The organism is Streptomyces sp. NPDC041970 (assembly GCF_055588985.1).
Window position 1 is genome coordinate 113,895 of record NZ_JBVJCD010000008.1, and the last position, 26,303, is coordinate 140,197.

Here is a 26,303-nt window from a genome sequence, read left to right on the forward strand (position 1 = left end):
GTCCGGGGGGGCCTCTTTCTCCCCCTCTGGTGGGGGACCCCTCTGTTTTGTGCCTGTTTTCCGGCCAAGACCAAACCCCCCCCCGCCCCCCCGCGCGGCGGGGGCCGGTTCGAGGGACCGCGGCCCCCCTACAGCACGCACTCCGCCTCGGCGTACCGCTCGGCCGGGACCGTCTTCAGCGTCGCCACCGCTTCCGCCAGCGGAACCATGGCGATGTCGGTGCCGCGCAGCGCCGTCAACATGCCGAACTCGCCCCGGTGCGCCGCCTCCACCGCGTGCCAGCCGAACCGGGTCGCCAAGACCCGGTCGTACGCCGTCGGGGTGCCGCCGCGCTGGACGTGGCCGAGGATGACCGGGCGGGCCTCCTTGCCGAGCCGCTGCTCAAGCTCCACGGAGAGCTGCGTCGCCACACCGGCGAACCGCTCGTGGCCGTACACGTCCTTGGCGCCCTGTTCGAACTGCATGGAGCCCTCACGCGGCTTCGCACCCTCGGCCACCACCACGATGGCGAACTTCTTGCCCGCCGAGAAGCGCTTGCCGACCAGCTCGGTCAGCTCGTCGATGTCGAAGGGGCGCTCGGGGACCACGATCGCGTGGGCGCCGGCCGCCATGCCGGAGTGCAGCGCGATCCAGCCGGTGTGCCGCCCCATGACCTCGACGATCAACACCCGCTGGTGCGACTCGGCGGTGGTCTTCAGCCGGTCCAGCGCCTCGGTGGCCACGCCGACGGCGGTGTCGAAGCCGAACGTGACGTCGGTGGAGGCGATGTCGTTGTCGATCGTCTTGGGGACCCCGACGATCGGGAGACCGGCCTCGGAGAGCAGGTGGGCGGCCTTCAGGGTGCCCTCGCCGCCGATCGGGATGATCGCGTCCAGACCCAGGTCCGCCACATGGCCGCGGGCGCGCTCCACCCCGTCGCGCAGATGCGCGGGCTGGACGCGGGAGGAGCCGAGGATGGTGCCGCCGAGGGACAGGATGCCGCCCACCGCGTCCAGGTCGAGCTTGCGGTAGTCGCACTCCAGCAGGCCCCTCCACCCGTCGTGGAACCCGATGACCTCGTCGCTGTGGTCCACCACCGCGCGGTGTACGACGGAGCGGATGACGGCGTTGAGGCCGGGGCAGTCGCCTCCGGAGGTGAGTACGCCAATGCGCATGGCCCGAGAACCTTTGCAACGTGGGTCGACGACCGGACCACGTCGTCCGGCGGGATGCCCGCCACCCTACCGGCGCAGGGTGGCGGGACCGAACCGGCCGTCCGCCTGCTGGACGCCGCTCGGCTGAGCGGAAACCGCCTCAGGCGGGCTGGGTCGCCGAGGCGATCCGCTCGGCGCGCAGCGCCTCGTACCAGCGGTCGTCCGTGGGCGGCAGCGCGTTCACGTCGAGGGCCAGCTTCAGCAGCAGATCGGCGATCTGCGGGTTGCGGGCCATCACGGGGCCGTGCATGTACGTCCCGAACACCGTGTCGTTGTACGCGCCCTCCGTGCCGTCCCCGGTCCCGTTGCCCCGGCCGAACTGCACCCGCGCGAACGGCCGTGCCGTCGGGCCGAGATGGGTGACGCCCTGGTGGTTCTCGAACCCGGTCAGCGGCGGCAGGCCGAGGCGGGGGTCGATGTCCGCCAGCACGTCGCCGACGCACCGGGCCCCCTCGCCGCGGGTCGAGACCACGTCGAGCAGCCCGAGCCCGGCCTCGCGCTCGCCGAGGTCGTTGACGAACTCGTGGCCGAGGATCTGGTAGCCCGCGCAGACCGAGAAGATGATCGCGCCGTTGGACGCGGCCCGGCTCAGCCCGCCGTCGCGGCGCAGCCGCTCGGCCGCCAGCCGCTGCGGCCGGTCCTCGCCGCCGCCGATCAGGTAGATGTCGCCCGACGTGGGCACCGGCTGGTCGCTGCGCACGTCGACGCGCTGCACGTCCAGACCGCGCTGCCGGGCCCGCCGCTCCACGACCAGGGCGTTGCCCTGGTCGCCGTAGGTGCTGAGCAGGTCGGGGTAGACCCAGACCAGACGCAGACCGTTGTTGCTCATGCTTCGTCCTCTCCGGAGGTGGCCGGGGCCGGGGTCAGTTGCCGACACGACGGCGCAGATCCTGGAAGGCGGTGTAGTTGGCGATGACCTCGATGCGGCCGGGCGGGGCGTACTGCACGGCCTCGTCGAGGTTCTCGCAGACCCGGAAGTCCAGCCCGGCCACTTCCAGGCGGACCGCGAGGTCGAGCTTGCGGTCGCCGAGCACGAAGATCGGGTGGCCGGAGAGCTGGGTGTAGTCCACGTCCCACAGCCAGGAGGTGTCCGTGCCGTCCGCGCCGCGCGCGTTCACGGACAGGATCACCGGCGTCGGGGGCGGGTCGATCAGGGAGAACGTCTCCAGCCAGCCCGCCGGGTTCTTCGCCAGCAGCAGGCGCAGCTCGCGGTGGTGGAAGGTGACGACGTCGTAGCGTCCGGCCACCGCCTGCACCTGGTACATCCGCTCCAGCGCGACCTGCGGCGGCACCCCGAAGACGGCGGCCACGGCCGCCGAGCTGGTGGCGTTCGCCTTGTTGGCCCGGCCCGGCAACTGGAGGTGGATCGGCCAGGCCGACCCGTGCGGGTCCAGGACGTAGTCGCCGTTGAGCGCCCAGCTCGGGGCGGGGCGCCGGAAGCCGCACTGCCCGCAGAACCAGTCGTCGCCCGGACGCTGCATCACCCCGCCGCAGGAGGGGCAGGACCAGGCGTCGTCCTTCCACGCCTGACCGGCCGCCACCCACACCACGTTGGCGGAGGACGAGGCGGCCCAGACGATCAGCGGGTCGTCCGCGTTCGCGATGATCACGGCCTTGGAGCCGGCCAGCCCCTCGCGCCAGTGCTCCGCGAGCATCCGGGTCTCCGCCGCGCGGTCGAGCTGGTCGCGCGAGAGGTTGAGCAGCGCGATCGCCTTCGGCGTGGTGTCGCGGGCGACGCCCGCCAGGTACTTCTCGTCGACCTCGATCACGCCGTACTTCGCGTCCGAGCCGCCGGCCAGCGCCGAGGTGATGCCCGCGGGCATGTTCGCGCCCAGCGCGTTGGACACCACGGGCCCGGCGGCCCGCAGCGCCTCGGCGATGAGCCGGGTGGTGGTCGTCTTGCCGTTCGTCGCCGAGACGAGGATCACGTCCAGGTGCTGCGCCAGCCGCCCCAGCAGGTCGGGGTCGAGCTTGAGCGCCACCCGGCCGCCGATCACCGATCCGCTGCCCCGCCCCGCGGCGCGTGACACCGCCGCCGCGGCCTTGCCCGCCGTCACGGCCAGTTTGGCCCGCGGCGACAACGGCTCCGTGTTGCCTGCCATCGTCCTAGATCCTCCTTGCATCGGTCCGCGCCCAGCCTATCGATGTCCGGCGCGGCGACCGCACCGCGGCACCGCGGGAACGCCCCGGCCCCCGCGGAACGTAGGCTTGCCGCCATGCGAAACCGCCCGATCCCCGGCAGTTCCGGACTCGTCCGGGAGATGAGCCTGCTCGGCGACCCGGTGCTCCACCGCCCCTGCGAGGACGTCACCGACTTCGGCCCGTCGCTCGCGCGGCTGGTCGAGGACATGTTCGCCACGATGTACGCCGCACAGGGCGTCGGGCTCGCCGCCAACCAGATCGGCGTCCCGCTCAAGGTGTTCGTCTACGACTGCCCGGACGACGACGACGTCCGCCATCTGGGGCACGTGGTCAATCCCGCCCTGGTCGAGGCGGACGGACTCACCGTACGCGGACCGGAGGGCTGTCTGTCGCTTCCCGGCCTGGAAGCGGCCACGGACCGCTTCGACCGCGCGGTGGTCGAGGGGCTGACGATGACGGGCGAACCGGTGCGGATCGCGGGCGCCGGCTGGTTCGCCCGCTGCCTCCAGCACGAGTGCGACCATCTGGAGGGCCGGGTCTACGCCGATCGGCTGACCGGTCTGCGGCGGGCCAGGCTGCTGCGCGCGGCGCGCCGGGCCCCCTGGGGCCGCGAGGGCTGACGGCGGACCGGCGGGTCAGAACCCCGGACCGCCCTGGAGGTCGCCGGCCTCCGAGAGCCGGCCCCACAGCAGGTCGGCGAGGCTGCTCACCAGGCGCTCCCGCGAGCAGGGGCGGTCGCCGAGCCACCAGTCGCCCGCCGCGTGCATCATGCCGACGATGCCGTGGCCCCAGATCCGGGCCGTCTGCTCGCCGCCGGGCCCCAGGTCCACCCGCTCGGCGATCACCTGTCCCAGCTCCTCGCCGAGCCGGCGCAGCAGCGGGGCGGAGTGGCGGCCCACGTCGAAGCCCTGCTCGGGGGAGGCGGCGGCGGGGTCGCCGGGGCTGTCGGAGGGGTGCATCAGGAAGCGGTAGACCTGCGGGCGCGCCTCGATCGCGGCGAGGTAGGTGTCGAGCGTCGACTCCACCCGTTCGCGGCGGTCTGCCGGGGCGTCCAGGGCCGCGCGCAGGGCGCTCAGGAGGGCGTCGGTGTGGCGCTTGGCGAGGGCGCGGTAGAGCCCGCCCTTGTCCCCGAAGTGGCGGTAGAGGATGGGCTTGGTGATCCCGGCCTCGGCGGCGATCGCGTTCATCGAGGCGCGGGGGCCGTCCCTGAGCACCACCCGGTCCGCGGCTTCGAGCAGCTCGCGGCGGCGTCCGGCCGCGGTCCGCCGCGGCCCGGCGCCTGCTGCGGTCTCCATGTTCGTCTCTCCCACCCCAGGTCACGCGGCGCCCTCGCACCGCTTCTGCACGCCTGCGCAACGTAACACCCCGCCGAACGGGGCGGCCGATCGGTTCCGGGGTGGTTGACAGTTGCTACTTGCCGGTAACACACTGTTGTTACCGGAAGTAACACTCGTTTTTCGCCGCAGTGCCCGGAGGGGAAACATGGCCGAGTTCACGCTTGAGCTCAACGACGACCAGAAGCAGGTCCGCGACTGGCTCCACGGCTTCGCGGCGGATGTCATCCGCCCCGCCGCCTCGGAGTGGGACGAGCGTGAGGAGACGCCCTGGCCCGTCATCCAGGAGGCGGCCAAGGTCGGCATCTACTCGCTCGACTTCTACGCCCAGCAGTTCTTCGACCCTACGGGGCTCGGCATCCCCATGGCTATGGAAGAGCTGTTCTGGGGCGACGCGGGCATCGCCCTGTCGATCGTCGGCACGGGCCTGGCGGCCGTGGGCGTCCTCGCCAACGGCACCGAGGAGCAGATCGGCACCTGGATACCCCAGATGTACGGCGACCCCGACGACGTGAAGCTCGCCGCCTTCTGCTCGTCCGAGCCCGACGCCGGCTCCGACGTCGCCTCGATGCGCACGAGGGCCGTCTACGACGGGGCCAAGGACGAGTGGGTCCTCAACGGGACCAAGACCTGGGCGACCAACGGCGGCATAGCCAACGTCCACGTCGTGGTCGCCGTCGTCGACCCCGACCTCGGCTCCAAGGGGCACGCCTCCTTCATCGTCCCCCCGGACACCCCCGGCCTCACCCAGGGGCAGAAGTTCAAGAAGCACGGCATCCGCGCCTCCCACACCGCCGAGGTGGTCCTGGAGGACGTCCGCGTCCCCGGCCACTGCCTCCTCGGCGGCAAGGACAAGCTCGACGAGCGCCTCGCCCGCGCCCGTGAGCGCGCCCAGGCCGGCGGCGAGCGGATGAAGAACGCGGCCATGGCCACCTTCGAGGCCTCCCGCCCGGCCGTCGGCGCGATGGCCGTGGGCACCGCGCGCGCCGCGTACGAGGTCGCCCTCGACTACGCGCGCACGCGCAGCCAGTTCGGCCGGCCGATCATCGACAACCAGGGCATCGCCTTCCAGCTCGCCGACATGCGCACCCGCATCGACGCGGCCCGGCTGCTGGTCTGGCGGGCCTCCTGGATGGCCACCACCGGCAAGCCGTTCACCGCGGCCGAGGGCTCCATGTCCAAGCTCTACGCCAGCGAGACCGCCAAGGAGGTCACCGCGCAGGCGATCCAGATCCTCGGCGGCAACGGCTTCACCCGGGAGTACCCGGTCGAGCGGATGCACCGCGACGCGGCCATCTACACCATCTTCGAGGGCACCAGCGAGATCCAGCGCCTGGTGATCGCCCGGACGCTGTCGGGGATGCCGATCCGCTAGCGGGAACGGGCGGGGGGCCGTACGGGACACCCGTACGGCCCCCCGGACGCACGCTCAGCCGGGCAACTGGCCCTCGATCGCCGCGACGACCTGCGCCGACTCCGGCTCACTGCCCGGGCGGAAGCGGGCCACCGGCTCGCCGGCCGGCGAGAGGAGGAACTTCTCGAAGTTCCACTGGACGTCCCCCGCCTCCCCGTCCGCGTCCGCCACCTTCGTCAGCTCCGCGTACAGCGGGTGCCGCCCCGCGCCGTTGACGTCGGTCTTCTCCAGCAGCGGGAAGCTGACGCCGTACGTCGTCGAGCAGAACTCCCGGATCTCCTCCGCGCTGCCCGGCTCCTGCCCGGCGAACTGGTTGCAGGGCACGCCCAGGACGGTCAGCCCCCGGTCCCCGTAGGTCTGCTGCAACCGCTCCAGGCCCTCGTACTGCGGGGTCAGGCCGCACTGGGAGGCCACGTTCACCACCAGGACCGCCCGGCCGCCGTACGCGCCCAGCGTGGTCGGCTCACCCGCGAGGGTGCGCAGCTCGATGTCGTGCAGTGTCATGGAGTTCTCCCGGATCATCGCGTGGCGCCGCCCGCCGCCGGCGCGGCGGCGAGCTCCTTGCAGTAGAAGGTCGTCGGTTGCAGGATGCCCGCCGGATCGGCCGCGTATCCCGGCACGGTCCCCACCTCCGTCCAGCCCGCCCGGCAGTAGACCTGCTCGGCCAGACTGCCGGTCTCGGTGTCCAGGACCAGCAGCGTGATCCCCTCGGCGACGGCGTGCGCCTCCACGGCGTCCAGCAGCGCGCGGCCCAGCCCCCGGCCGCGGGCCGAGGCGCGGACCATCAACTTGGCGACCTCGGCGCGGTGGCGGGCGTTCGGCAGCGGCGCCCGGATCAGCGCGATCGTCCCCGACACCCGCCCGCCGTCGCGGGCGATCCAGATGCCGACCCGCCCCTCCTCGACGGCCGCCGCGCGCTCCCGCCACCAGGCGGCGGCCGCCTCCCGGTCCAGCGGGGCCAGGAAGCCGACCGAGAAACCCTCCTCGACGGTCTCCACCAGCAGTTCGGCCAGCTCGTCGGCGTACGTCACCAGTTCGGGTCCGGACACGTGGACGATCTCGGTCATGGGGCGGGGTCCTCTCCAACGGAAACGGGTCCGGCGCAGGGCCGGGCGGGCCGGGCGCACGGGACGGGCCGGGCGCCGCTCCCTATGCTGTCCCCCGAGAGCGAAGGAGCAGATCCTCCCGTGCAGTCTCCCGAACCATTCCCCGAGCCGTCGCCCGCAGTCGGCCGGGAAGCGCACCGCGGTGGAACGGCGGCCCGCCGCCTCGTCCGCTGCCGCCTCTGCGGCCGGCCCCTCACCGGCGCCGACTCCCGGCGCACCGGCCTGGGGCCGTCCTGCGACGCCAAGCTGCACCCCGCGCCGCCACGCATCCGCACCCGCCGCCACGAGGTCGACCAGGACCCGCTGCCGGGCGTCTGACCTCCTACGCGTCCAGCCGCCGGAACAGCCCCTCCTGCACCACCGACACCAGCAACCGCCCCGAGCGGTCGTAGATGCGACCGCGCGCCAGCCCCCGGCCGCCCGTCGCGATCGGCGACTCCTGGTCGTACAGGAACCACTCGTCCGCCCGGAACGGGCGGTGGAACCACATCGCGTGGTCCAGCGACGCCATGTCGAAGCCGCGCGGCCCCCACAACGGCTCCACCGGGATGCGCACCGCGTCCAGCAGCGTCATGTCGCTCGCGTACGTCAGCGCGCAGGTGTGCACCAGCGGGTCGTCGCCCAGCGGGCCCACCGCCCGCATCCACACCGCGCTGCGCGGGTCGGCCTCCTCGACCTCCTCGGCCGTCCACCGCAGCCGGTCCACGTAGCGGATGTCGAAAGGCTGGCGGCGGGCCATCCGCTCCAGCGCCTCCGGCAGCGCGCCCAGGTACGCGCGCACCTCCTCGGCGACCGTCGGCAGCTCCTCCGGGTCCGGGACGATGCGGGCCGGCGGCAACTGGTGCTCGAAGGCGGCCTCCTCCGGGCGGTGGAAGGACGCCGTCAGGTTGAAGATCGTCCGGCCCTCCTGCACGGCCGTCACCCGCCGGGTGGTGAAGGACCGGCCGTCGCGGACCCGCTCCACCTGGTACACGATCGGCACGCCGGGGCGGCCCGGACGCAGGAAGTAGGCGTGCAGCGAGTGCACCGGCCGGTCCGCGCCGACCGTCCGCCCCGCCGCCACCAGGGCCTGGCCCGCCACCTGCCCGCCGAAGACCCGCTGCAGGGACTCCTCGGGGCTGCGGCCGCGGAAGATGTCGACCTCGATCCGCTCCAGGTCCAGAAGGTCCACCAGACGCTCGGCCGGGTTCGTCATGCGCTCGCTCTCCACTTCCGCGGCCGGTGCGCCGCCGTCTTGGTCAGGGGTCCGTTCACAACTGCCCGACCTCGGTGACCCGGACGACCGCCCGGCCCTCCTCGTCGGACGCGGCCAGGTCCACCTCGGCCTTGATGCCCCAGTCATGGTCCCCGGCCGGGTCGGCGAACGCCTGCCAGACCCGCCACAGCCCGTGCGCCGGGTCCTCCTCGATCTTCAGCAGCTTCGGGCCGCGCGCGTCCGGACCGGTGCCGAGATCGTCGTGGGCGTCCCAGTACGCGTCCATCGCCTCGCCCCACGCCTCCTCGTCCCAGCCCGAGTCGCCGTCCAGCTCGCCCAGGTCGCGGACCCGGTCCAGCGCCGCCAGCTCCACCCGGCGGAACATCGCGTTGCGCACCAGCACCCGGAAGGCGCGGGCGTTCGCGGTGACCGGCTTGACCTCGTCGGCCCGCTCCTGCGCCTGCTCGGCCGTCTCGACCTCGGGATTGGCGAGCTGCTCCCACTCGTCCAGCAGACTGGAGTCCACCTGCCGCACCATCTCGCCCAGCCAGGAGATCAGGTCCTGGAGGTCCTCCGACTTCAGGTCGTCGGGGATCGTGTGCTCCAGCGCCTTGTACGCGCCGGCCAGATACCGCAGCACGATGCCCTCGGTCCGGGCCAGCTCGTAGTGCGAGGTGAACTCCGTGAACGTCATGGCCCGTTCGTACATGTCCCGGATCACCGACTTCGGCGACACCGGGTGGTCGCTCACCCACGGGTGGCTCTTGCGGTAGACGTCGTAGGCGTGCCACAGCAGCTCGCCCAGCGGCTTGGGGTACGTGACGTCCTGGAGCAGCTCCATCCGCTCCTCGTACTCGACGCCGTCCGCCTTCATCCGCCCCACGGCCTCGCCGCGCGCCTTGTTCTGCTGGGCGGCCAGGATCTGCCGGGGATCGTCCAGCGTCGACTCGACGACCGAGACCATGTCCAGCGCGTACGAGGGGGATTCGGGGTCCAGCAGGTCGAACGCGGCCAGCGCGAACGTGGACAGCGGCTGGTTGAGCGCGAAGTCCTGCTGGAGGTCGACCGTCAGCCGCACGATCCGGCCCTCGGCGTCCGGCGTCTCCAGCCGCTCGACCACCCCGCCGTCCAGCAGCGAGCGGTAGATGGCGATCGCCCGCCGGATGTGCCGCAACTGCGCCCGGCGCGGCTCGTGGTTGTCCTCCAGCAGCCGCCGCATCGCCTCGAAGGCGTTGCCGGGGCGCGCGATGACCGAGAGCAGCATGGTGTGCGTGACCCGGAAGCGGGAGCTCAGCGGCTCGGGCTCGGACTGGATCAGCTTGTCGAACGTGGTCTCCGACCAGGCGACGAACCCCTCCGGGGCCTTCTTGCGGACCACCTTGCGCTTCTTCTTGGGGTCGTCGCCCGCCTTCTTGACGGCCTTCTCGTTCTCGATGACGTGCTCGGGGGCCTGCGCCACGACGAACCCGGCCGTGTCGAACCCGGCCCGCCCGGCCCGCCCGGCGATCTGGTGGAACTCCCGCGCCCGCAGCGTCCGCACCCGCGTGCCGTCGTACTTGGTCAGCGCGGTGAACAGCACCGTGCGGATGGGCACGTTGACGCCGACGCCGAGCGTGTCCGTACCGCAGATCACCTTCAGCAGTCCGGCCTGGGCCAGCTTCTCCACCAGGCGGCGGTACTTGGGCAGCATCCCCGCGTGGTGCACCCCGATGCCGTGGCGCACGTAACGGGAGAGGTTCTGGCCGAACTTGGTGGTGAAGCGGAAGCTGCCGATCAGATCGGCGATCTTCTCCTTCTCCTCCTTGGTGCACATGTTGATGCTCATCAGCGACTGCGCCCGCTCGACGGCCGCGGCCTGCGTGAAGTGCACGATGTAGACGGGCGACTGCCGGGTGTCCAGCAGCTCGGTCAGCGTCTCGGTGATCGGCGTGAAACGGTACTCGTAGCTCAGCGGCACCGGGCGGGTCGCCGAGCGCACCACGGAGGTGGGGCGCCCGGTCCGCCGGGTCAGGTCCTTCTCGAACATCGAGACGTCGCCGAGCGTCGCCGACATCAGCACGAACTGGGCCTGCGGAAGCTCCAGCAGCGGGATCTGCCAGGCCCAGCCCCGGTCCGGCTCGGCGTAGAAGTGGAACTCGTCCATCACGACCTGGCCGACGTCGGCGTACCGCCCGTCGCGCAGCGCGATGGAGGCCAGCACCTCGGCGGTGCAGCAGATCACCGGGGCGTCGGCGTTGACCGAGGCGTCGCCGGTGAGCATCCCCACGTTCTCGGTCCCGAAGAGCTTGCACAGGTCGAAGAACTTCTCCGAGACCAGCGCCTTGATCGGCGCGGTGTAGAAGGTGACCTTGTCCTGGGCCAGCGCCGTGAAGTGCGCGGCCGCCGCCACCAGGCTCTTGCCGGAGCCGGTCGGGGTGGAGAGGATCACGTTCGCCCCGGACACCACCTCGATCAGCGCCTCCTCCTGAGCCGGGTAAAGGGTGATGCCCCGGGTCTCGGTCCATGACGAGAAGGCCTCGAAAAGGGCGTCCGGGTCGGCGGTCTGGGGGAGCTGGTCGATGAGGGTCACGCCCCCATCTTGCCTGGCTTCCGCCCCGAGGAGGGAACCGGCGGACCACACGAAGATCACGGGCGATACGCTGCGGTCTCGACCAGCCCGCGCCGCACCGGCGACGGGCGCACCACGCGCGGGGGCGGAACAGACTCATGATGGGACCGGCACACTCGCTGTCCGGGGCGGCGGCCTGGCTGGGGGTGGGCGCGGCGGCGACGGCGGCGGGCTGTGCGATGCCCTGGCCCGTCCTGGCCGTCGGTGCGCTGATCTGCGCGGGAGCCGCCCTGGCCCCCGACCTCGACCACAAGTCCGCCACCATCTCGCGCGCCTTCGGCCCGATATCCAAGACCGTCTGCGAGATCGTCGACAAGCTCTCGTACGCCGTCTACAAGGCGACCAAGGGCCCCGGCGACCCCCGCCGCACCGGCGGCCACCGCACCCTGACCCACACCTGGGTGTGGGCCGTCCTGGTCGGCGGCGGCTGCTCCGCGGCCGCGGTCACCGGCGGCCGCTGGGCGGTCCTCGCGATCCTCTTCGTCCACCTGGTCCTCGCGGTCGAGGGCCTGCTGTGGCGGGCGGCCCGCGTCTCCAGCGACGTCCTGGTGTGGCTGCTCGGCGCGACCAGCGCGTGGATTCTCGCGGGCGTCCTGGACAAGCCCGGCAACGGGGCCGACTGGCTGTTCGACGCGCCGGGGCAGGAGTACCTCTGGCTCGGACTGCCCATCGTGCTGGGCGCGCTCGTCCACGACATCGGCGACGCGCTCACCGTCTCGGGCTGCCCGATCCTGTGGCCGATCCCGCTGGGCCGCAAGCGCTGGCACCCCATAGGCCCGCCGAAGGCCATGCGCTTCCGGGCCGGTAGCTGGGTGGAGATGAAGGTGCTGATGCCCGCCTTCATGATCCTCGGGGGAGTGGGCGGGGCGGCCGCCCTCAACGTCATCTGAGGAGCCCCGGCCGCGGCCCCGCCCCGGCGGGCGGGCGGCGCGCCCCGGCCCGTAGCACCATGGCAGCATGTTGCTCGCCGAGCTCGCCCAGGTGTCCCTCGACGTCGCCGCCGCCTCCGCCCGGTCCCGGAAGGTCGCCCTCCTCGCCGGCCTCTTCCGCGACGCCGGACCGGACGACGTGCCCGTGGTCATCCCCTACCTCGCCGGGCGGCTGCCCCAGGGCCGGATCGGGGTCGGCCCGCGCGTCCTCGCCGACCCCGTCCCGCCCGCGGCCGAGGCCTCCCTCACCGTGCGGCGGGTCGACGCCGAGCTGACCGCGCTCGCCGCCGTCGCCGGCCCCGGCTCCCAGGCCCTGCGGCGCGAGCGGCTGCGCGCCCTGTTCGGCGCGGCCACCGCGGACGAGCAGCGCTTCCTGCGCGCCCTGCTCACCGGCGAGGTGCGCCAGGGGGCGCTGGACGCCGTCGCCGTGGACGCGCTGGCCGTCGCCGCCGGAGCCCCGCCCGCCGACGTCCGGCGCGCCGTGATGCTCGCCGGGTCGCTCCAGGAGGTCGCGCGGGTCCTGCTCGCGCAGGGCCCCGGAGCGCTCGCGGCCTTCCGCCTCACCGTGGGGCGGCCCGTCCACCCGATGCTCGCGCACACGGCCGCCTCGGTCGGCGAGGCCGTCGACCGGCTGGGCCCGTGCGCCGTCGAGGAGAAGCTCGACGGCATCCGGGTGCAGGTGCACCGCGACGGCGAGCGGGTCCGCGCCTTCACCCGGACCCTCGACGACATCACCGACCGGCTGCCCGAACTCGTCGCCGCCGTCGCCGCGCTGCCGGCCGGCCGGCTCGTCCTCGACGGCGAGGTGATCGCCCTGGGGGAGGACGGCAGGCCGCGGTCGTTCCAGGAGACCGCCGCTCGGGTGGGCTCCCGGCGGGACGTCGCCCGAGCGGCGGCGCACGTGCCCGTCGTCCCGGTCTTCTTCGACGCGCTCTCGGTGGACGGCGAGGACCTGCTCGACATCCCCTACACCGACCGCCACGCGGCCCTGGAGCGCCTGCTCCCGGAGGCCCTGCGCGTCCGGCGCACCCTCGTCGCCGACCCGGAGGACCCCCGTGCCCGCGCGAGCGCCGAAGCGTTCCTCGCCCGGACGCTGGAGCGCGGCCACGAGGGCGTGGTCGTCAAGGAGCTGACCGCCGCCTACAGCGCGGGCCGCCGGGGCGCGGCCTGGCTGAAGGTGAAACCGGTGCACACCCTGGACCTGGTGGTGCTGGCGGCCGAATGGGGGCACGGCCGGCGCACGGGCCGGCTCTCCAACCTGCACCTGGGGGCGCGGCGGCCCGACGGCGCCTTCACGATGCTCGGCAAGACGTTCAAGGGGCTGACCGACGCCATGCTGGAGTGGCAGACCGAACGGCTGCTGGAGCTGGCCGTCGAGGACGACGGCCACGTCGTCACCGTACGGCCGGAGCTGGTCGTGGAGATCGCCTACGACGGGCTCCAGCGCTCCACGCGCTACCCCGCCGGGGTCACCCTGCGCTTCGCGCGGGTCCTGCGCCACCGGGAGGACAAGGACGCACGGGAGGCGGACACCGTGGAGACCGTCCTGTCCCGGCAGCCGTGACCGCGCCCGGCGGGCGCCGGGCGCGGTCACGTGGCCGTCCGGCGGTCAGCGGCCGATGACCGCCGACTGGGTGTGCGCCTTGATCTGCTCGGGCGTCAGATAGGCGTCCGTGTACTCGAAGTCCCGCAGCTTCGCCGGGTTGCGGGCCTGGAATCCGGTGCGTACGAAGTCGTCGCCGGCGACCGCGTTCAGCAGCCAGTTCGTCATGACCCGCGTCTTGGCGACGTTCGTCCGCAGCGCCGACCAGTGGTATCCGCGCGCCACGGCCTGCGCGGGCAGCCCGTGCAGCTCGATGCCCAGCGGCTTGGACACCGCGTCCCGGCCGCCCAGGTCCACCACGAGCCCCAGGTCCTTGTGGACGTAGTCGCGCAGCGGCTCGCCGCGCAGGGACGCGATCAGGTTGTCCGCCACCACCCGGCCCTGGCGCATGGCGTGCTGCGCGGTCGGCGGGCAGACCGCCCCGTCGCCCTTCGCCAGGTCGGGGACGGCGGCGGCGTCGCCGAGCGAGAACACGTCCGTGGAGTTCGGCACCCGCAGTTGGGGCGTCACGGCGAGCCGGCCGCGCACCGTCTCCGCGCCCAGGGTGGCGACCAGCGGGCTGGCGGCCACGCCGGCGGTCCAGATCAGGGTCCGGCAGGGCAGCACCCGCCCGTCGGTGAACGTGACCTCCTCCGGCCCCGCCTCGGCGATCGAGACCCCCAGCGACACCTCGATGTTCCGCTTCCGGAGCACCTCCAGGGCGCTCCGCCCCAGCTTGTCGCCCAGCTCGGGCATCAGCTTGGGGGCGATGTCGATCAGATGCCACTTGATCAGCTTCGGGTCCAGCCGCGGATAGTGCCGGACGGCGCTGGTGGTGAGGCGCTGGAGGCACGCCGCCGTCTCGGTGCCCGCGTAACCGCCGCCGACCACGACGAACTGGAGCCGGGAGGCCCGCTCGGCCTCGTCCTGGCTGGCGTCCGCGAGGTCCAGCTGCGCGATGACGTGGTCCCGGATGTAGGCGGCCTCGGCCAGCGTCTTCATCCCGCGGGCGTTGTCGAGCAGTCCGGGGATGTCGAAGGTGCGGGTGACGCTGCCCGCGGCCAGCACGATGTAGTCGTACGGCTCGTTCACGATCTCGTCCGTGATCTTGCGGATCACGCAGACCTTCGCCGCCGTGTCCACGCCGATCGCCCCGCCGGGCACGATGCGGGTGCGGTGGCGGCTGCTGCGCCGCAGCGACACGGCGATCGACTGGGGGGTGAGCACCCCGGACGCCACTTGGGGGAGCAGTGGCAGGTACAACTGGTAGGAGAACGGTGTGACGAGCGTGATCTGCGCCTCTCCCGGAGCGAGCCTGCGCTCCAGACGGCGTACGCACTCGACGCCTGCGAAGCCGGCGCCGACAACGAGAATCCTGGGTGGTGCCACGGTCTGCGTCCCTTCTCGGGCTTGCGTGGTTCTGCGCTCGCCTGCCCCGTATACCGGGTGATTCACCCCTCATCCTCACCGGATGCTCTTCCGTCCGCCTCCCGACAGCGGCGAACGGGCCCCTGCCGCGGGGGCGGCACGGCCGCGCACCCCGCCGCCGGGGACGCGGACGGGCCGGGCGGCCGGCTGTCCGCCCGGCCGCCCGGCCCGTCCCGAAGCGGCTGACGTCACCCGTGCCAGGACCGCCACAGCGAGGCGTACGCGCCGTCCGCCGCCACCAGCTCGTCATGGCTGCCCAGCTCGCTGATCCGGCCGTCCTCCACCACCGCGATCACGTCCGCGTCGTGCGCCGTGTGCAGCCGGTGCGCGATCGCGATCACCGTGCGCCCTTCCAGCACACGGGCCAGCGACCGCTCCAGATGGCGGGCCGCCCGAGGGTCGAGCAGCGAGGTCGCCTCGTCCAGCACCAGGGTGTGCGGATCGGCCAGGACGAGCCGGGCCAGCGCGATCTGCTGCGCCTGCGCCGGGGTCAGCGCGGACCCGCCCGAACCGACCTCGGTGTCCAGCCCCTCGTCGAGGGCCTTCGCCCAGCCGTCCGCGTCGACCGCCCCCAGCGCGGCCCACAGCTCCGCGTCCTGAGCCCCGTCGCGGGCCAGCAGGAGGTTGTCCCGCAGCGAACCGACGAAGACGTGGTGCTCCTGGTTGACGAGGGCCACGTGCTCGCGGACCCGCTCCGCGGTCATCCGCGACAACTCCGCCCCGCCCAGCGTCACCTCGCCGGCGCGCGGGGCGTAGATCCCGGCCAGCAGGCGGCCCAGCGTCGACTTGCCCGCCCCGGAGGGGCCGACCAGGGCGAGCCGCGTGCCCGGAGCGACGTCGAGCGAGACCCGGTGCAGGACGTCGACGCCCTCCCGGTACCCGAAGCGGACGCCGTCCGCGCGGACCTCCCGGCCGTCGGGCCCGACCTCGGCCTCGCCCGCGTCCGGCTCGATCTCCCGGACGCCGACCAGCCGCGCCAGCGACACCTGGGCCACCTGGAGCTCGTCGTACCAGCGCAGGATCAGTCCGATCGGGTCGACCATCATCTGGGCCAGCAGCGCCCCCGTGGTCAACTGCCCGACGGTGAGCCACCCCTCCAGCACGAACCAGCCGCCGAGCAGCAGGACCGCGCCGAGGATCGTCACGTACGTGGCGTTGATGACGGGGAACAGCACCGAGCGCAGGAACAGCGTGTAGCGCTCCCACGCCGTCCACTGGGCGATCCGACGGTCCGACAGCTCCACCCGGCGGGCGCCGAGGCGGTGCGCCTCCACGGTCCGCCCGGCGTCCACGGTCTCCGCGAGCATCGCGGCGACGGCCGCGTAACCGGCGGCCTCCGAGCGGTACGCCGAGGGGGCCCGCCGGAAGTACCAGCGGCAGCCGACGACCAGCACCGGCAGCGCGACCAGCACGGCCAGCGCCAGCGGGGGAGCGGTCACCGTCATCGCGCCGAGCAGCAGCCCGGCCCACACCACGCCGATCGCCAACTGGGGCACGGCCTCGCGCATCGCGTTGGCCAACCGGTCGATGTCCGTGGTGATCCGGGACAGCAGATCGCCGGTCCCGGCCCGCTCCAGGACCCCCGGCGGCAGGCCGACGGACCGGACGAGGAAGTCCTCGCGCAGGTCTGCGAGCATCTCCTCGCCCAGCATCGCCCCGCGCAGCCTCATGCTGCGGGTGAAGACGGTCTGGACGGCCAGCGCCAGCGCGAAGATCGCCGCGGTGCGCTCCAGCCGCAGGTCGGAGACCCCGCGGGACAGGTCCTCCACCAGCCCGCCGAGCAGGTACGGTCCGGTGATCGACGCGATCACCGCCACCGCGTTGACGGCGATCAGGACGGCGAACGCCCGGCGGTGCCGCCGCAGCAGACTCCGTACGTACCTCCGCACGGTCGTCGGGGTGCCCACGGGCAGGGTCGTCGCCGACTCCGGGGCCGCGGGGTCGTACGCCGGGGGTGCGACGCCGATCATGCCCTCTCCTCGATTCCCTGGACGTTCTTCATGGCGGGGACGGTCGCGTCGCCCGCCGCGGCCGCCGCCTCCGCGTCGGTCTCCCGCGTGACGACCGCCCGGTAGCGCGGTTCGGTGCGCAGGAGTTCGCGGTGGGCGCCCACGGCGACCGCCGTGCCCTCGTGGACGAGGACCACCCGGTCGGCGACGTCGAGCAGCAGCGGGGACGAGGCGAAGGCCACCGTCGTACGGCCCCGGCGCAGCCGCGCGATCCCGGCGGCGACCCGCGCCTCCGTGTGCGAGTCGACCGCCGAGGTCGGCTCGTCCAGCACCAGCGCCTCCGGGTCGGTGACCAGGGACCGGGCCAGCGCCAGACGCTGGCGCTGGCCGCCGGAGAGCGACCGGCCGCGCTCCGTGATCCGGGTCCGCATCGGGTCCCCGCCGTTGTCGGGGGCGGCCTGCGCCAGGGCGCTGAGCACGTCTCCGCACTGGGCCGCCTCCAACGCCTCGTCGGCGGTGACCTGGCCCGAGGCCGGGACGTCCAGCAGCTCTGCGAGCGTCCCGGACAGCAGCACCGGGTCCTTGTCCTGCACCAGGACGGCGGCGCGGGCGGCCTCCAGCGGGATGTCGTCCAGGGCGACCGCGCCGAGCAGCACGGACGGAGCCGCCTGCGCCTTCCCCCCGTCCGCCTCGGCGTCATCGGTCTGCGCGTGGCCGCCGAGCCGTTCGGCCAGCCGGCCCGCCTCGTCCGGATCGCCGCAGACGACGGCGGTGAACTGGCCCGGCGGGGCCATCAACCCGGTGGCCGGGTCGTAGAGGCCGCCGGACGGGGCCGCGCCCTCGGCGGCCGCGTCGCCGACGTGGTCGCGCGAGCCGCGGCGCAGCGACAGCACCCGGACCGCGCGCTGGGCGGACGGCCGGGAGAAGGAGTACGCCATCGCGATCTCCTCCACGTGGCGCAGCGGGAACAGCATCAGGGTGGCCGCGCTGTACACGGTGACCAACTGGCCGACGTCGATCCGGCCGTCGCGGGCCAGCGTCGCCCCGTACCAGACCAGGGAGATCAGCAGGACGCCCGGCAGGAGCACCTGCACCGACGAGATCAGCGCCCACATCCTGGCGCTGCGCACGGCGGCCCTGCGGACCTCCTGGGAGGCGCGGCGGTAGCGGCCGAGGAACAGCTCCTCGCCGCCGATGCCGCGCAGCACCCGCAGCCCGGCCACGGTGTCCGAGGCCAGCTCGGTCGCCTTCCCGGCCTTCTCGCGCTGTTCGTCGGCGCGCCGGGTGGCGCGGGGCAGCAGCGGCAGGACGGCCAGGGCGAGCACCGGCATGGCGACGGCCACCAGCACGCCCAGGGACGGGAGGTAGAGGATCAGGCCCACGCAGATGAGCACGAGCGCGGTGGCGGCCGCGGCGAAACGGGAGAGCGCCTCGACGAACCAGCCGATCTTCTCCACGTCGCCGGTCGAGACGGCGACGACCTCGCCGGCCGCCACCCGCCGTGTCAGGGCCGCGCCCAGCTCGGCGGTCTTGCGGGCCAGCAACTGCTGGAGCCGGGCGGCCGCGGTGATCCAGTTGGTCACGGCGGCGCGGTGGAGCATGGTGTCGCCGACGGCGATCATGAGGCCGAGGGCCGCGATCAGGCCGCCGGCCATGGCGAGCCGCCCGCCGGAACGCTCGATGACGGCCTGCACGGCGAGCCCCACGGCGACCGGGAGGCCGGCGATGCCCAGTTGGTGGAGCAGCCCCCAGGCGAGGGCCTTGAGCTGCCCCGCGAGCTGGTTGCGGCCGAGCCACCACAGGAAACGGGGGCCTGAACGGACGTCGGGGTCGCCGGGATTCGAATAGGGAAGGTCGCGAATCTGCATGACGTCCCAGGGCTCGTGAGCGGAGATCCACACGGACCTCGAAGAACGGGGTGACGTGCAAGGCTCCCTGTTCCCCTCGCCCGGGGGCAACCGGTTTTCCGGCCCACCGCCCCCGGCCGGAGCCTCGGGTCCTCCGTGGCGGTCGGGCCGGATCGGCGAGCGGGGTCCGGTGCGCGGGGGCGCGAGGCGGAGGAGCCGGTGCGCTGCGGAGCGTGGACGGCCGACGGCGACGCCGCGGACGGGCGCACGGACCCCGCGAGCCCGGCATGACCCGGACGAGAGGCCCGACCCCCGGCGTGGGGCGAGAGGCGGCTCGGCGGCGCCGGGCCGTCCGGCGCGCGCCGCGCGCCCGGCGCGGACTCAGCAGCGGCGCTCCGGCATCCCGTCGACCAGCGCGGACAGCAGCCCGCCGAGGACCGCGCGCTGATCGGCGGTCAGCGGCGCCAGGATCTCCTCGGCGGCCGCCCGGCGCGCGCTGCGCAGGGAGCGCAGCGTGGCGCGCCCCTCGTCGGTGATCTCGACGCGGACCACCCGGCGGCTGTCCGGATCGGGGGCGCGCCGCACCCTCCCGCTCGCCTCCAACGCGTCGACCAGCGTCGTCACGGCGCGCGGGACGACCTCCAGGCGCTGGGCGAGGTCCGCCATCCGGGGGGCCGCCTCGTACTGCGCGACCGTCCGCAGCAGCCGGAACTGCGCGGGCGTGATGCCGATCGGCTCCAGTTGGCGGCTCTGGATGCGGTGCAGCCTGCGCGTGAGCCGCAGCAGTTGCTCGGCGAGCACGCCGTCGGCGTCGAGCGAGCCGTGCGCCTCATGGCGGCCGCGGGCTCCGGGCGCGGCTCGGCCGCCGGTCCCGGCGGCCGAGCGGGCGGCCGGTGCGGGGCCGGCGGGAAGCGGGTCGGCGGATGCGGGGTCGGTCTCGGCGTCGGGGGAATCCGGGGCGTCCATGCGGGAACAATATCAGGACGTTGTTCATTGTGAGTACAGGTAACAATGAGCTAGGCTCCCGACATGCGGGAGCCGCACGCATCCGGCCGCGCCCCACGCCCGACGAAGGAGCCCATGAAACCCGACGAACCCACGTGGACGCCCCCGCCCGGGGACCCGGCCCAGCCGCCCGCCGAGCTGCGCCGCATCTTCCGCCTTTTCCGCCCCTACCGCGGCCGCCTCGCCGTGGTCGGCCTCCTGGTCGGCGCCTCGTCCCTGGTCTCGGTCGCCTCGCCGTTCCTGCTGCGGGAGATCCTGGACACCGCCATCCCGCAGGGGCGGACCGGGCTGCTGACCCTGCTGGCGCTCGGCATGATCCTCACCGCGGTGATGAACAGCGTCTTCGGCGTACTCCAGACGCTGATCTCGACCACCGTCGGCCAGCGCGTCATGCACGACCTGCGCACCGCCGTCTACGCCCAGCTCCAGCGGATGCCGCTCGCCTTCTACACCCGGACCCGCACCGGCGAGGTGCAGTCCCGCATCGCCAACGACATCGGCGGTATGCAGGCCACGGTCACCTCCACCGCGACGTCGCTGGTCTCCAACCTCACGGCCGTCATCGCCACCGTCGTCGCCATGCTCGCGCTCGACTGGCGGCTCACCGTCGTCTCGCTGCTCCTGCTGCCGGTGTTCGTCGCGATCAGCCGCCGGGTCGGCCGGGAGCGCAAGAAGATCACCACCCAGCGGCAGAAGCAGATGGCCGCGATGGCCGCCACCGTCACCGAATCCCTCTCGGTCAGCGGCATCCTCCTCGGCCGCACCATGGGCCGCTCCGACTCGCTCACCCGCGGCTTCGCCCAGGAGTCCGAGCGCCTGGTCGACCTGGAGGTGCGCTCCAGCATGGCCGGCCGCTGGCGGATGTCCACCATCGGCATCGTGATGGCCGCCATGCCCGCCGTCATCTACTGGGCGGCGGGCCTCACCCTCCGCCCCGGCGCCCCCGCCGTCTCCATCGGCACGCTCGTCGCCTTCGTCACCCTCCAGCAGGGGCTGTTCCGCCCGGTCGTGAGCCTGCTCTCCACCGGGGTGCAGATGCAGACCTCCCTCGCCCTCTTCCAGCGGATCTTCGAATACCTCGACCTCACGGTGGACATCACCGAGCCGGCCGACCCCGTCCGCCTGGAGAGGATCCGGGGCGCGGTCGCCTTCGAGGACGTCGACTTCGGCTACGACGAGAAGCACGGCCCCACCCTCTCCGGCATCGACGTGTCCGTGCCCGCCGGCGGGAGCCTGGCGGTCGTCGGGCCCACCGGCTCCGGCAAGTCGACGCTGAGCTATCTGGTGCCCCGGCTGTACGACGTCACCGGCGGCCGGGTCACGCTCGACGGGGTCGACGTCCGCGACCTGGACTTCGACACCCTCGCCCGAGCGGTCGGCGTGGTCTCCCAGGAGACGTACCTCTTCCACGCCTCCGTCGCCGACAATCTCCGCTTCGCCAAACCGGACGCCACCGACGAGGAGGTGGAGGCCGCCGCCCGCGCCGCGCAGATCCACGACCACATCGCCTCCCTGCCCGACGGCTACGACACCCTGGTCGGCGAGCGCGGGCACCGCTTCTCGGGCGGCGAGAAGCAGCGCCTCGCCATCGCCCGCACGATCCTGCGGGACCCGCCGGTGCTGATCCTCGACGAGGCGACCAGCGCGCTCGACACCCGTACCGAACACGCCGTGCAACGGGCCATCGACGCCCTCTCCGCCGGGCGCACCACCCTCACCATCGCGCACCGCCTCTCCACCGTCCGCGACGCCGACCAGATCGTCGTCCTGGAGGACGGCCGGGTCGCCGAGCGCGGCACGCACGAGGAGCTGCTCGAACGGAACGGCCGGTACGCGGCCCTGCTCCGCCGCGACGCCCACCCGGCCCCGCTCCCCGCCCCCTGACCACGGCCCGAGCCGCCCCCGCACCGGCCGCCCGGCTCCGGGTCCCTGGCGGACGGCGGGATCGCCGTGCATGACGAACCGGCCCGCGCCGCGCACGATGCCGGCCGGCGGGTCGGCGACGGCGTTCATCCGGTCCTTCTCCCTGTACGGGGTGCAGGCGCGGGACCGCGCGGCAGCGGTCCCGCGGCCCGTCGCCCCCGCTCTGCGATCATCACCGCCCGGACGGGCGCGGAGCGAAGCGTCCCGAGACGGCCACGCGTTCCGGCGAGGACCCGCTCCCCTGTCCGCGTGTTCCGGTCGTGGTGCTACGGCGTTCGTGTCGCCGGAGCCGACGCCGGAGCGGAGGTGGCCGGCGCGGGCCGGGCTCCGGGTTACCGTGCGCGCATGGTGAACGAGTCCCCGGACGTCCGCCCCCGCCGCGGGCTCCGCCCGACCCGCCGCGGAAAGGCGGTCCTGTTCGTCGCCGCCCTGCTGGTGGCCTCGGCCGCCGTTCTCGTCCCGCTGGCCCTGACGGGACCGGACGAGGAGGAACGGGAGCGCCCCGGCCGCACGCTCGTGATCCCGGAGGGGCGACGCGCCTCCCAGGTGTACGAGGCCGTCGACCGGGCGCTCGGCCTGAAGCCGGGCAGCACGCGGAGGACCGCGTCCGCGCTGGACCTGGGCCTGCCCGCCCAGGCGCGGGGCAACCCGGAGGGCTACCTGTTCCCGGCCACGTACCCGCTGGACTCCACGACCACGCCGACGAGCCTGCTGCGCTACATGGCCGACACCGCGCGCAAGCGGTTCGGGGCCGACCACATCACCGCCGGGGCCGAACGCAACAACGTCTCCGTCTACGAGACGGTCACGATCGCCAGCATCGTCCAGGCCGAGGCGGACACGGCGGCCGACATGGGCAAGGTGGCGCGCGTCGTCTACAACCGGTTGCTCAAGGACATGCCCCTGCAGATGGACTCCACGCTCAACTACGCCCTCGAGCGCTCCACGCTGGACACCAGCACCGCCGACACCCGGATCGACAGTCCGTACAACAGCTACGAGCGCAAGGGGCTGCCGCCGACGCCCATCGGCAACCCGGGGGAGGAGGCGCTGCGCGCGGCCATCAGCCCCGCCCCCGGCCCCTGGCTGTACTTCGTCACGGTCGGCCCCGGAGACACCCGGTTCACGGACAGCTACGACGAACAGCGCAGGAACGTGGAGCAGTTCAACCGCAACCGGCGTTCCGATAAGGCGAGTTGACGAGCCGCACCGCCGGGGGCACGGCCCCGGCGACCGCCTGGGGCGCCCGGCTCAGGCGGCGGAGGCGGCGTCGACCGCCCGTCCGCCCTTGCCGCGCGGCTCCGTCCGGTCGCCGTCGGCGGCCTCCAGCAGTCGCATGACCGACCGGACCGCGGTGCGGCCCGCGCGGTTGGCGCCGATGGTGCTGGCGGACGGCCCGTAGCCGACGAGATGGACGCGTCCGTCCCGGACGGCGCGGGTCTCCTCGACCCGGATGCCGCCGCCCGGCTCCCGCAACCGGAGCGGCGCCAGGTGGTCCACGGCGGGACGGAACCCGGTCGCCCACAGGATCGCGTCCACCTCGACGGTCCGGCCGTCGTCCCACGCCGCGCCGGTCGGCGTGATCCGGTCGAACATCGGCAGCCGGTCCAGCACCCCGCGCTCGCGGGCCCGCCGCACCTCGTCGGTGACCGCCAGCCCGGTCACGCCGACCACGCTGAGGGGCGCAAGCCCCTCACGGACCCGCTCCTCCACCATCGCCACGGCCGCCCGCCCCCACTCCTCGGTGAACGGCCCCTCGCGGAAGACGGGTTCGCGACGGGTCACCCAGAAGGTTTGGGCCGCGTGCCCGGCGAGCTCCATCAGGTGCTGCGTACCGGACGCCCCGCCGCCGACCACGAGGACGCGCAGCCCCGCGTACTCCTCGGGCCCCCGGTAGCCCGCCGTGTGCGACTGCCGCCCCCGGAACGTCTCCTGGCCCCGGTAGCGCGGCCAGAACGGCCGGTCCCAGGTGCCGGTGGCGTTGACCAGCGCCCGCGGGGCGTACACCCCCTCCGAGGTCTCCACGCGCAGCCGCCCCTCACGGCCCTCCCGTACGGCGCCGACCTCCACGGGGCGGTGCACCCGGAGGTCGAAACGCCGCTCGTACGCGGCGAAGTAGGCGCCGACCACCTCCGCCGAGGGCCGGTCGGGGTCCGCGCCCGTCAGCTCCATGCCCGGCAGGGCGTGCATCCCGTGGACCTTGCCGTACGTCAGTGAGGGCCAGCGGAACTGCCACGCCCCGCCCGGCCGGGGCGCGTGGTCCAGCACGACGAAGCCGACGCCCGGCTCCAGCCCGGCCCGGCGCAGGTGGTAGGCGGCGGACAACCCCGCCTGCCCGGCGCCGATCACGACCACGTCCAGCTCGCGCACCCCAGAAAAGTTCACGCTTCTACTAACTTCACGGGGCCGCCGCTTCTTCCCGCGCCGGGCGGACCTGGCGCGGGACGCGCCCACCGGTCCGCCGGGGCGGAGGGCGTCGTCCCGGCCGCGCGGGAGAGAGGATGGAGCCATGTCCGATTCCTTCACCACCACGGTTCTGCACATCACCACGGGCGACTCGGAGAGCGTCACGGACCTGACCCAGGACTGCGCGGACTTCCTCCGCCGCGCGGCCGCCGGCCGGGACGGCCTGCTCAACGTGTTCGTCCCGCACGCCACGGCCGGGATCGCCGTCCTGGAGACGGGGGCCGGAAGCGACGACGACCTCCTCGCGGCCCTCCACCACCTGCTCCCGGCCGACGACCGCTGGCAGCACCGCCACGGCAGTCCGGGACACGGCCGCGACCACGTGCTCCCGGCCCTGGTCCCGCCCCACGCCACCCTGCCGGTGATCGGCGGCCGCCTGGAACTGGGCACCTGGCAGTCGGTCTGCCTGGTCGACACGAACAGGGACAACCCGGAGCGGCGGGTGCGGCTGAGCTTCCTCGGTCAGCGGGCGTCGGACGGGACGGCGGCGGGGGGCTCCGGCGTATCGTGAGCGCCTGCCGCATGGAAGGCCCATGTGACCGGTCGGCCCCTGCGCGGGGCCTCGGTGGCGAGCGCTGGGACCGTGATGAGCGAACTGACGAAGCCCGTGGTCGAGGTACCGGAGGGTGACGCGCCCACCGAGCTGACGGTCCGGGACCTCCTGGTCGGGGACGGACCCGAGGCGCGGCCGGGCAGGGTCGTCCAGGTGCACTACGTGGGGGTGGCGTTCGCGTCGGGGAGGGAGTTCGACTCCTCGTGGGCGCGGGACCGGCCGTTCAAGTTCGCCGTGGGCGGCGGCAGGGTCATCAAGGGCTGGGACCGGGGGGTGCGGGGGATGAGGGTCGGTGGCCGACGCGAGATCATCGTCCCCCCGCGGCTCGGTTACGGCAGGCAGTCGCCCTCCCCGCTGATCCCGGCGGGCTCGACGCTGCTCTTCGTCGTGGACCTGCTCACGGTGGCGGGAGGCCCGCCGGAGCGGCGCCCGGCTTGACGCGGCCGCCGTCCGCTCCCGCCCGACGCGGGTGACGCGCCCCCTGGCCCGGCGCGTTCCGTGGTCCGAGCGAGCCGGAAGCCGACGCCCTCGGCGACAGCCTCGTCGAGCGGTTCGTGGCGGAGGCGACAGCGGACGCCGCGACAGCGGGCGGCGCGGCGGCCACCGTGGCCGCGCCGCCCGTGCTCATCGCGGTGGCGGCGGGTGCGCTCGCCGACCGCACGCGCCGGCAGGCCGTCGAGCGCGCCCGCGTCGGGGACGGCCCGGCAGCGGTGGTCCCCGCGCTGCCGGCGCAGGCGCGCTCCGCCCGCTCGGCGGCGTCCCGGCCCCGCCCGGCCCTTCGGACCGTGCGCCCTCCTGGACCGGCGGCACACCCGGCCGGGAGGCCACCGGCTCGCGCGCTTCTCCAGCGCATCCCCCGCTGACCCGGCCGAGTTCGTCACGAATGAGGCGCATATGGGCGGAACGTTCCCATGGTCTTCGGCAGGCGTAAGGGGAATATGGCCTTCCAGTCGCCGAAGGTCCTTTAATGTGACCGGTATGAGCGGCCGAAGTCGGGGTACTGGCCACTCCGTATCGGTTGTCGCTGTTACTTACCGGTACGTCTGTCGCCGCCGCGCGTGATCGGTATCGTGCCGACTGGCTTGATTGTGAAGCCGTGTCAGAAAACGCTGAATCGGTATGTCTGGAAAGCTTTAGCGCGTATGATGTGAAGGTAGTAAGGAAAAACAGAGTGGGGGAGTCATGACTAATCCTTTCGACGACGAGTCGGAGCGGTTCGTGGCGCTGGTGAACGACGAGGGGCAATACTCGCTATGGCCTGCGCGTATCGATATTCCGGGCGGGTGGCGCGTCGACGGTCCGGAGGGGACGCGCCAGGAATGCCTTGACGTCATCGAGGCGGCCTGGAGCGACATGCGCCCCGCCGGCCTGGTGCGGGCGATGGAGGCCGACGCCGGCTAGGCCGGCCCCCGGCCGTCGTGCTCCGCTCCAGCTCGACGGCTTGCCGAGGTTTGTTCATCGAGCCTTTTCTGATCAGAAGTGATCAGACGTGATCGCGGATCGGTCAGATTTCGACAGGCAGTGATTTTTTTCGTCCACCTGTCATTCATGAGCCATGAGTGGAAATACGCGCGCCCTATTTCTGGGGTGCAACGGTAAAACGGTCGCGCGCTGGATCGTCGTGCGCGG

At 73.4% G+C, this 26,303-nt stretch carries 23 protein-coding genes; 10 read left to right on the plus strand and 13 right to left on the minus strand.

Going from position 1 to position 26,303, the window contains the following annotated elements:
* Positions 1–128: 128 nt before the first annotated feature.
* The 3 genes from ACZ6EJ_RS07040 to ACZ6EJ_RS07050 form a co-directional block, all read right to left on the minus strand.
* Positions 129–1,154, minus strand: a complete 1,026-nt coding sequence (locus ACZ6EJ_RS07040; RefSeq protein ID WP_469265110.1) for a 6-phosphofructokinase — start codon at positions 1,152–1,154, stop codon at positions 129–131.
* Between the two features lie 139 nt (positions 1,155–1,293).
* Entirely contained in the window at positions 1,294–2,022 is a 729-nt protein-coding gene (locus tag ACZ6EJ_RS07045; RefSeq protein WP_469265111.1) for a type 1 glutamine amidotransferase, read from the minus strand.
* A gap of 34 nt (positions 2,023–2,056) precedes the next feature.
* Positions 2,057–3,295 carry a MurT ligase domain-containing protein gene (locus ACZ6EJ_RS07050; RefSeq protein WP_469265112.1) on the minus strand — a complete coding sequence of 413 codons (1,239 nt, stop codon included), beginning with the start codon at positions 3,293–3,295 and terminating at the stop codon, positions 2,057–2,059.
* A gap of 114 nt (positions 3,296–3,409) precedes the next feature.
* Here ACZ6EJ_RS07050 and def point away from each other — a divergent pair, with 114 nt between their 5' ends.
* Positions 3,410–3,955, plus strand: coding sequence for a peptide deformylase (def, locus tag ACZ6EJ_RS07055; protein ID WP_469265113.1), 546 nt, complete (start codon positions 3,410–3,412; stop codon positions 3,953–3,955).
* A 15-nt stretch (positions 3,956–3,970) separates the two neighbouring features.
* Here def and ACZ6EJ_RS07060 read toward each other — a convergent pair whose 3' ends face one another.
* On the minus strand, positions 3,971–4,630 hold the full coding sequence (locus tag ACZ6EJ_RS07060; protein ID WP_469265114.1) for a TetR/AcrR family transcriptional regulator: 660 nt from the start codon (positions 4,628–4,630) through the stop codon (positions 3,971–3,973).
* A gap of 187 nt (positions 4,631–4,817) precedes the next feature.
* Between ACZ6EJ_RS07060 and ACZ6EJ_RS07065 the strand changes: the two genes are divergently transcribed.
* The gene (locus ACZ6EJ_RS07065) at positions 4,818–6,044 is read left to right on the plus strand and encodes an acyl-CoA dehydrogenase family protein (protein ID WP_469265115.1); all 1,227 of its coding nucleotides are present in this window, start codon (positions 4,818–4,820) and stop codon (positions 6,042–6,044) included.
* Between the two features lie 54 nt (positions 6,045–6,098).
* Here the strand turns inward: ACZ6EJ_RS07065 and ACZ6EJ_RS07070 are convergent, their stop codons facing one another.
* Both ACZ6EJ_RS07070 and ACZ6EJ_RS07075 read right to left on the minus strand, forming a co-directional pair.
* Positions 6,099–6,587, minus strand: coding sequence for a glutathione peroxidase (locus tag ACZ6EJ_RS07070; RefSeq protein WP_469265116.1), 489 nt, complete (start codon positions 6,585–6,587; stop codon positions 6,099–6,101).
* Between the two features lie 14 nt (positions 6,588–6,601).
* Entirely contained in the window at positions 6,602–7,150 is a 549-nt protein-coding gene (locus ACZ6EJ_RS07075) for a GNAT family N-acetyltransferase (RefSeq protein ID WP_469265117.1), read from the minus strand.
* Between the two features lie 120 nt (positions 7,151–7,270).
* Between ACZ6EJ_RS07075 and ACZ6EJ_RS07080 the strand changes: the two genes are divergently transcribed.
* Complete coding sequence (locus ACZ6EJ_RS07080; protein WP_469265118.1) at positions 7,271–7,507, plus strand: DUF6011 domain-containing protein; 237 nt, start codon at positions 7,271–7,273, stop codon at positions 7,505–7,507.
* Between the two features lie 4 nt (positions 7,508–7,511).
* Here the strand turns inward: ACZ6EJ_RS07080 and ACZ6EJ_RS07085 are convergent, their stop codons facing one another.
* The gene (locus tag ACZ6EJ_RS07085) at positions 7,512–8,384 is read right to left on the minus strand and encodes an acyl-CoA thioesterase (RefSeq protein ID WP_469265119.1); all 873 of its coding nucleotides are present in this window, start codon (positions 8,382–8,384) and stop codon (positions 7,512–7,514) included.
* 55 nt (positions 8,385–8,439) lie between these two features.
* Complete coding sequence (locus ACZ6EJ_RS07090) at positions 8,440–10,953, minus strand: DEAD/DEAH box helicase (protein ID WP_469265120.1); 2,514 nt, start codon at positions 10,951–10,953, stop codon at positions 8,440–8,442.
* Positions 10,954–11,090: 137 nt separating this feature from the next.
* Between ACZ6EJ_RS07090 and ACZ6EJ_RS07095 the strand changes: the two genes are divergently transcribed.
* Positions 11,091–11,882: a metal-dependent hydrolase gene (locus tag ACZ6EJ_RS07095; protein WP_469265121.1), complete on the plus strand. Its 792-nt coding sequence runs from the start codon at positions 11,091–11,093 to the stop codon at positions 11,880–11,882.
* A gap of 67 nt (positions 11,883–11,949) precedes the next feature.
* A complete protein-coding gene (locus tag ACZ6EJ_RS07100) occupies positions 11,950–13,485 on the plus strand; it encodes an ATP-dependent DNA ligase (RefSeq protein ID WP_469265122.1) in 1,536 nt (511 codons plus the stop codon).
* Positions 13,486–13,530: 45 nt separating this feature from the next.
* Here ACZ6EJ_RS07100 and ACZ6EJ_RS07105 read toward each other — a convergent pair whose 3' ends face one another.
* The 4 genes from ACZ6EJ_RS07105 to ACZ6EJ_RS07120 all read right to left on the minus strand — a co-directional run bounded on the left by ACZ6EJ_RS07105 (position 13,531) and on the right by ACZ6EJ_RS07120 (position 19,693).
* Positions 13,531–14,892: an NAD(P)/FAD-dependent oxidoreductase gene (locus ACZ6EJ_RS07105; RefSeq protein ID WP_469265123.1), complete on the minus strand. Its 1,362-nt coding sequence runs from the start codon at positions 14,890–14,892 to the stop codon at positions 13,531–13,533.
* 227 nt (positions 14,893–15,119) lie between these two features.
* Positions 15,120–16,901, minus strand: a complete 1,782-nt coding sequence (locus ACZ6EJ_RS07110; RefSeq protein WP_469265124.1) for an ABC transporter ATP-binding protein — start codon at positions 16,899–16,901, stop codon at positions 15,120–15,122.
* On the minus strand, positions 16,898–18,748 hold the full coding sequence (locus ACZ6EJ_RS07115) for an ABC transporter transmembrane domain-containing protein (protein ID WP_469265125.1): 1,851 nt from the start codon (positions 18,746–18,748) through the stop codon (positions 16,898–16,900). Before ACZ6EJ_RS07115 ends, ACZ6EJ_RS07110 begins: the two co-directional genes overlap by 4 nt.
* 360 nt (positions 18,749–19,108) lie before the next feature.
* On the minus strand, positions 19,109–19,693 hold the full coding sequence (locus tag ACZ6EJ_RS07120) for a MarR family winged helix-turn-helix transcriptional regulator (RefSeq protein ID WP_469265126.1): 585 nt from the start codon (positions 19,691–19,693) through the stop codon (positions 19,109–19,111).
* 114 nt (positions 19,694–19,807) lie between these two features.
* Between ACZ6EJ_RS07120 and ACZ6EJ_RS07125 the strand changes: the two genes are divergently transcribed.
* Positions 19,808–21,616, plus strand: coding sequence for an ABC transporter ATP-binding protein (locus tag ACZ6EJ_RS07125; RefSeq protein ID WP_469265127.1), 1,809 nt, complete (start codon positions 19,808–19,810; stop codon positions 21,614–21,616).
* Positions 21,617–22,000: 384 nt separating this feature from the next.
* Complete coding sequence (gene mltG, locus ACZ6EJ_RS07130; protein ID WP_469265128.1) at positions 22,001–22,855, plus strand: endolytic transglycosylase MltG; 855 nt, start codon at positions 22,001–22,003, stop codon at positions 22,853–22,855.
* Between the two features lie 51 nt (positions 22,856–22,906).
* Here the strand turns inward: mltG and ACZ6EJ_RS07135 are convergent, their stop codons facing one another.
* The gene (locus ACZ6EJ_RS07135; RefSeq protein WP_469265138.1) at positions 22,907–24,025 is read right to left on the minus strand and encodes an NAD(P)-binding domain-containing protein; all 1,119 of its coding nucleotides are present in this window, start codon (positions 24,023–24,025) and stop codon (positions 22,907–22,909) included.
* A gap of 139 nt (positions 24,026–24,164) precedes the next feature.
* On the opposite strand from ACZ6EJ_RS07135, the gene ACZ6EJ_RS07140 reads away from it, so the two are divergent.
* From ACZ6EJ_RS07140 to ACZ6EJ_RS07150, 3 genes are all read left to right on the plus strand, one after another.
* Complete coding sequence (locus tag ACZ6EJ_RS07140; RefSeq protein ID WP_469265129.1) at positions 24,165–24,632, plus strand: secondary thiamine-phosphate synthase enzyme YjbQ; 468 nt, start codon at positions 24,165–24,167, stop codon at positions 24,630–24,632.
* Positions 24,633–24,707: 75 nt separating this feature from the next.
* Entirely contained in the window at positions 24,708–25,112 is a 405-nt protein-coding gene (locus ACZ6EJ_RS07145; protein ID WP_469265139.1) for an FKBP-type peptidyl-prolyl cis-trans isomerase, read from the plus strand.
* A gap of 744 nt (positions 25,113–25,856) precedes the next feature.
* A complete protein-coding gene (locus ACZ6EJ_RS07150; RefSeq protein ID WP_469265130.1) occupies positions 25,857–26,075 on the plus strand; it encodes an MbtH family protein in 219 nt (72 codons plus the stop codon).
* The last annotated feature ends 228 nt before the right edge of the window (positions 26,076–26,303 follow it).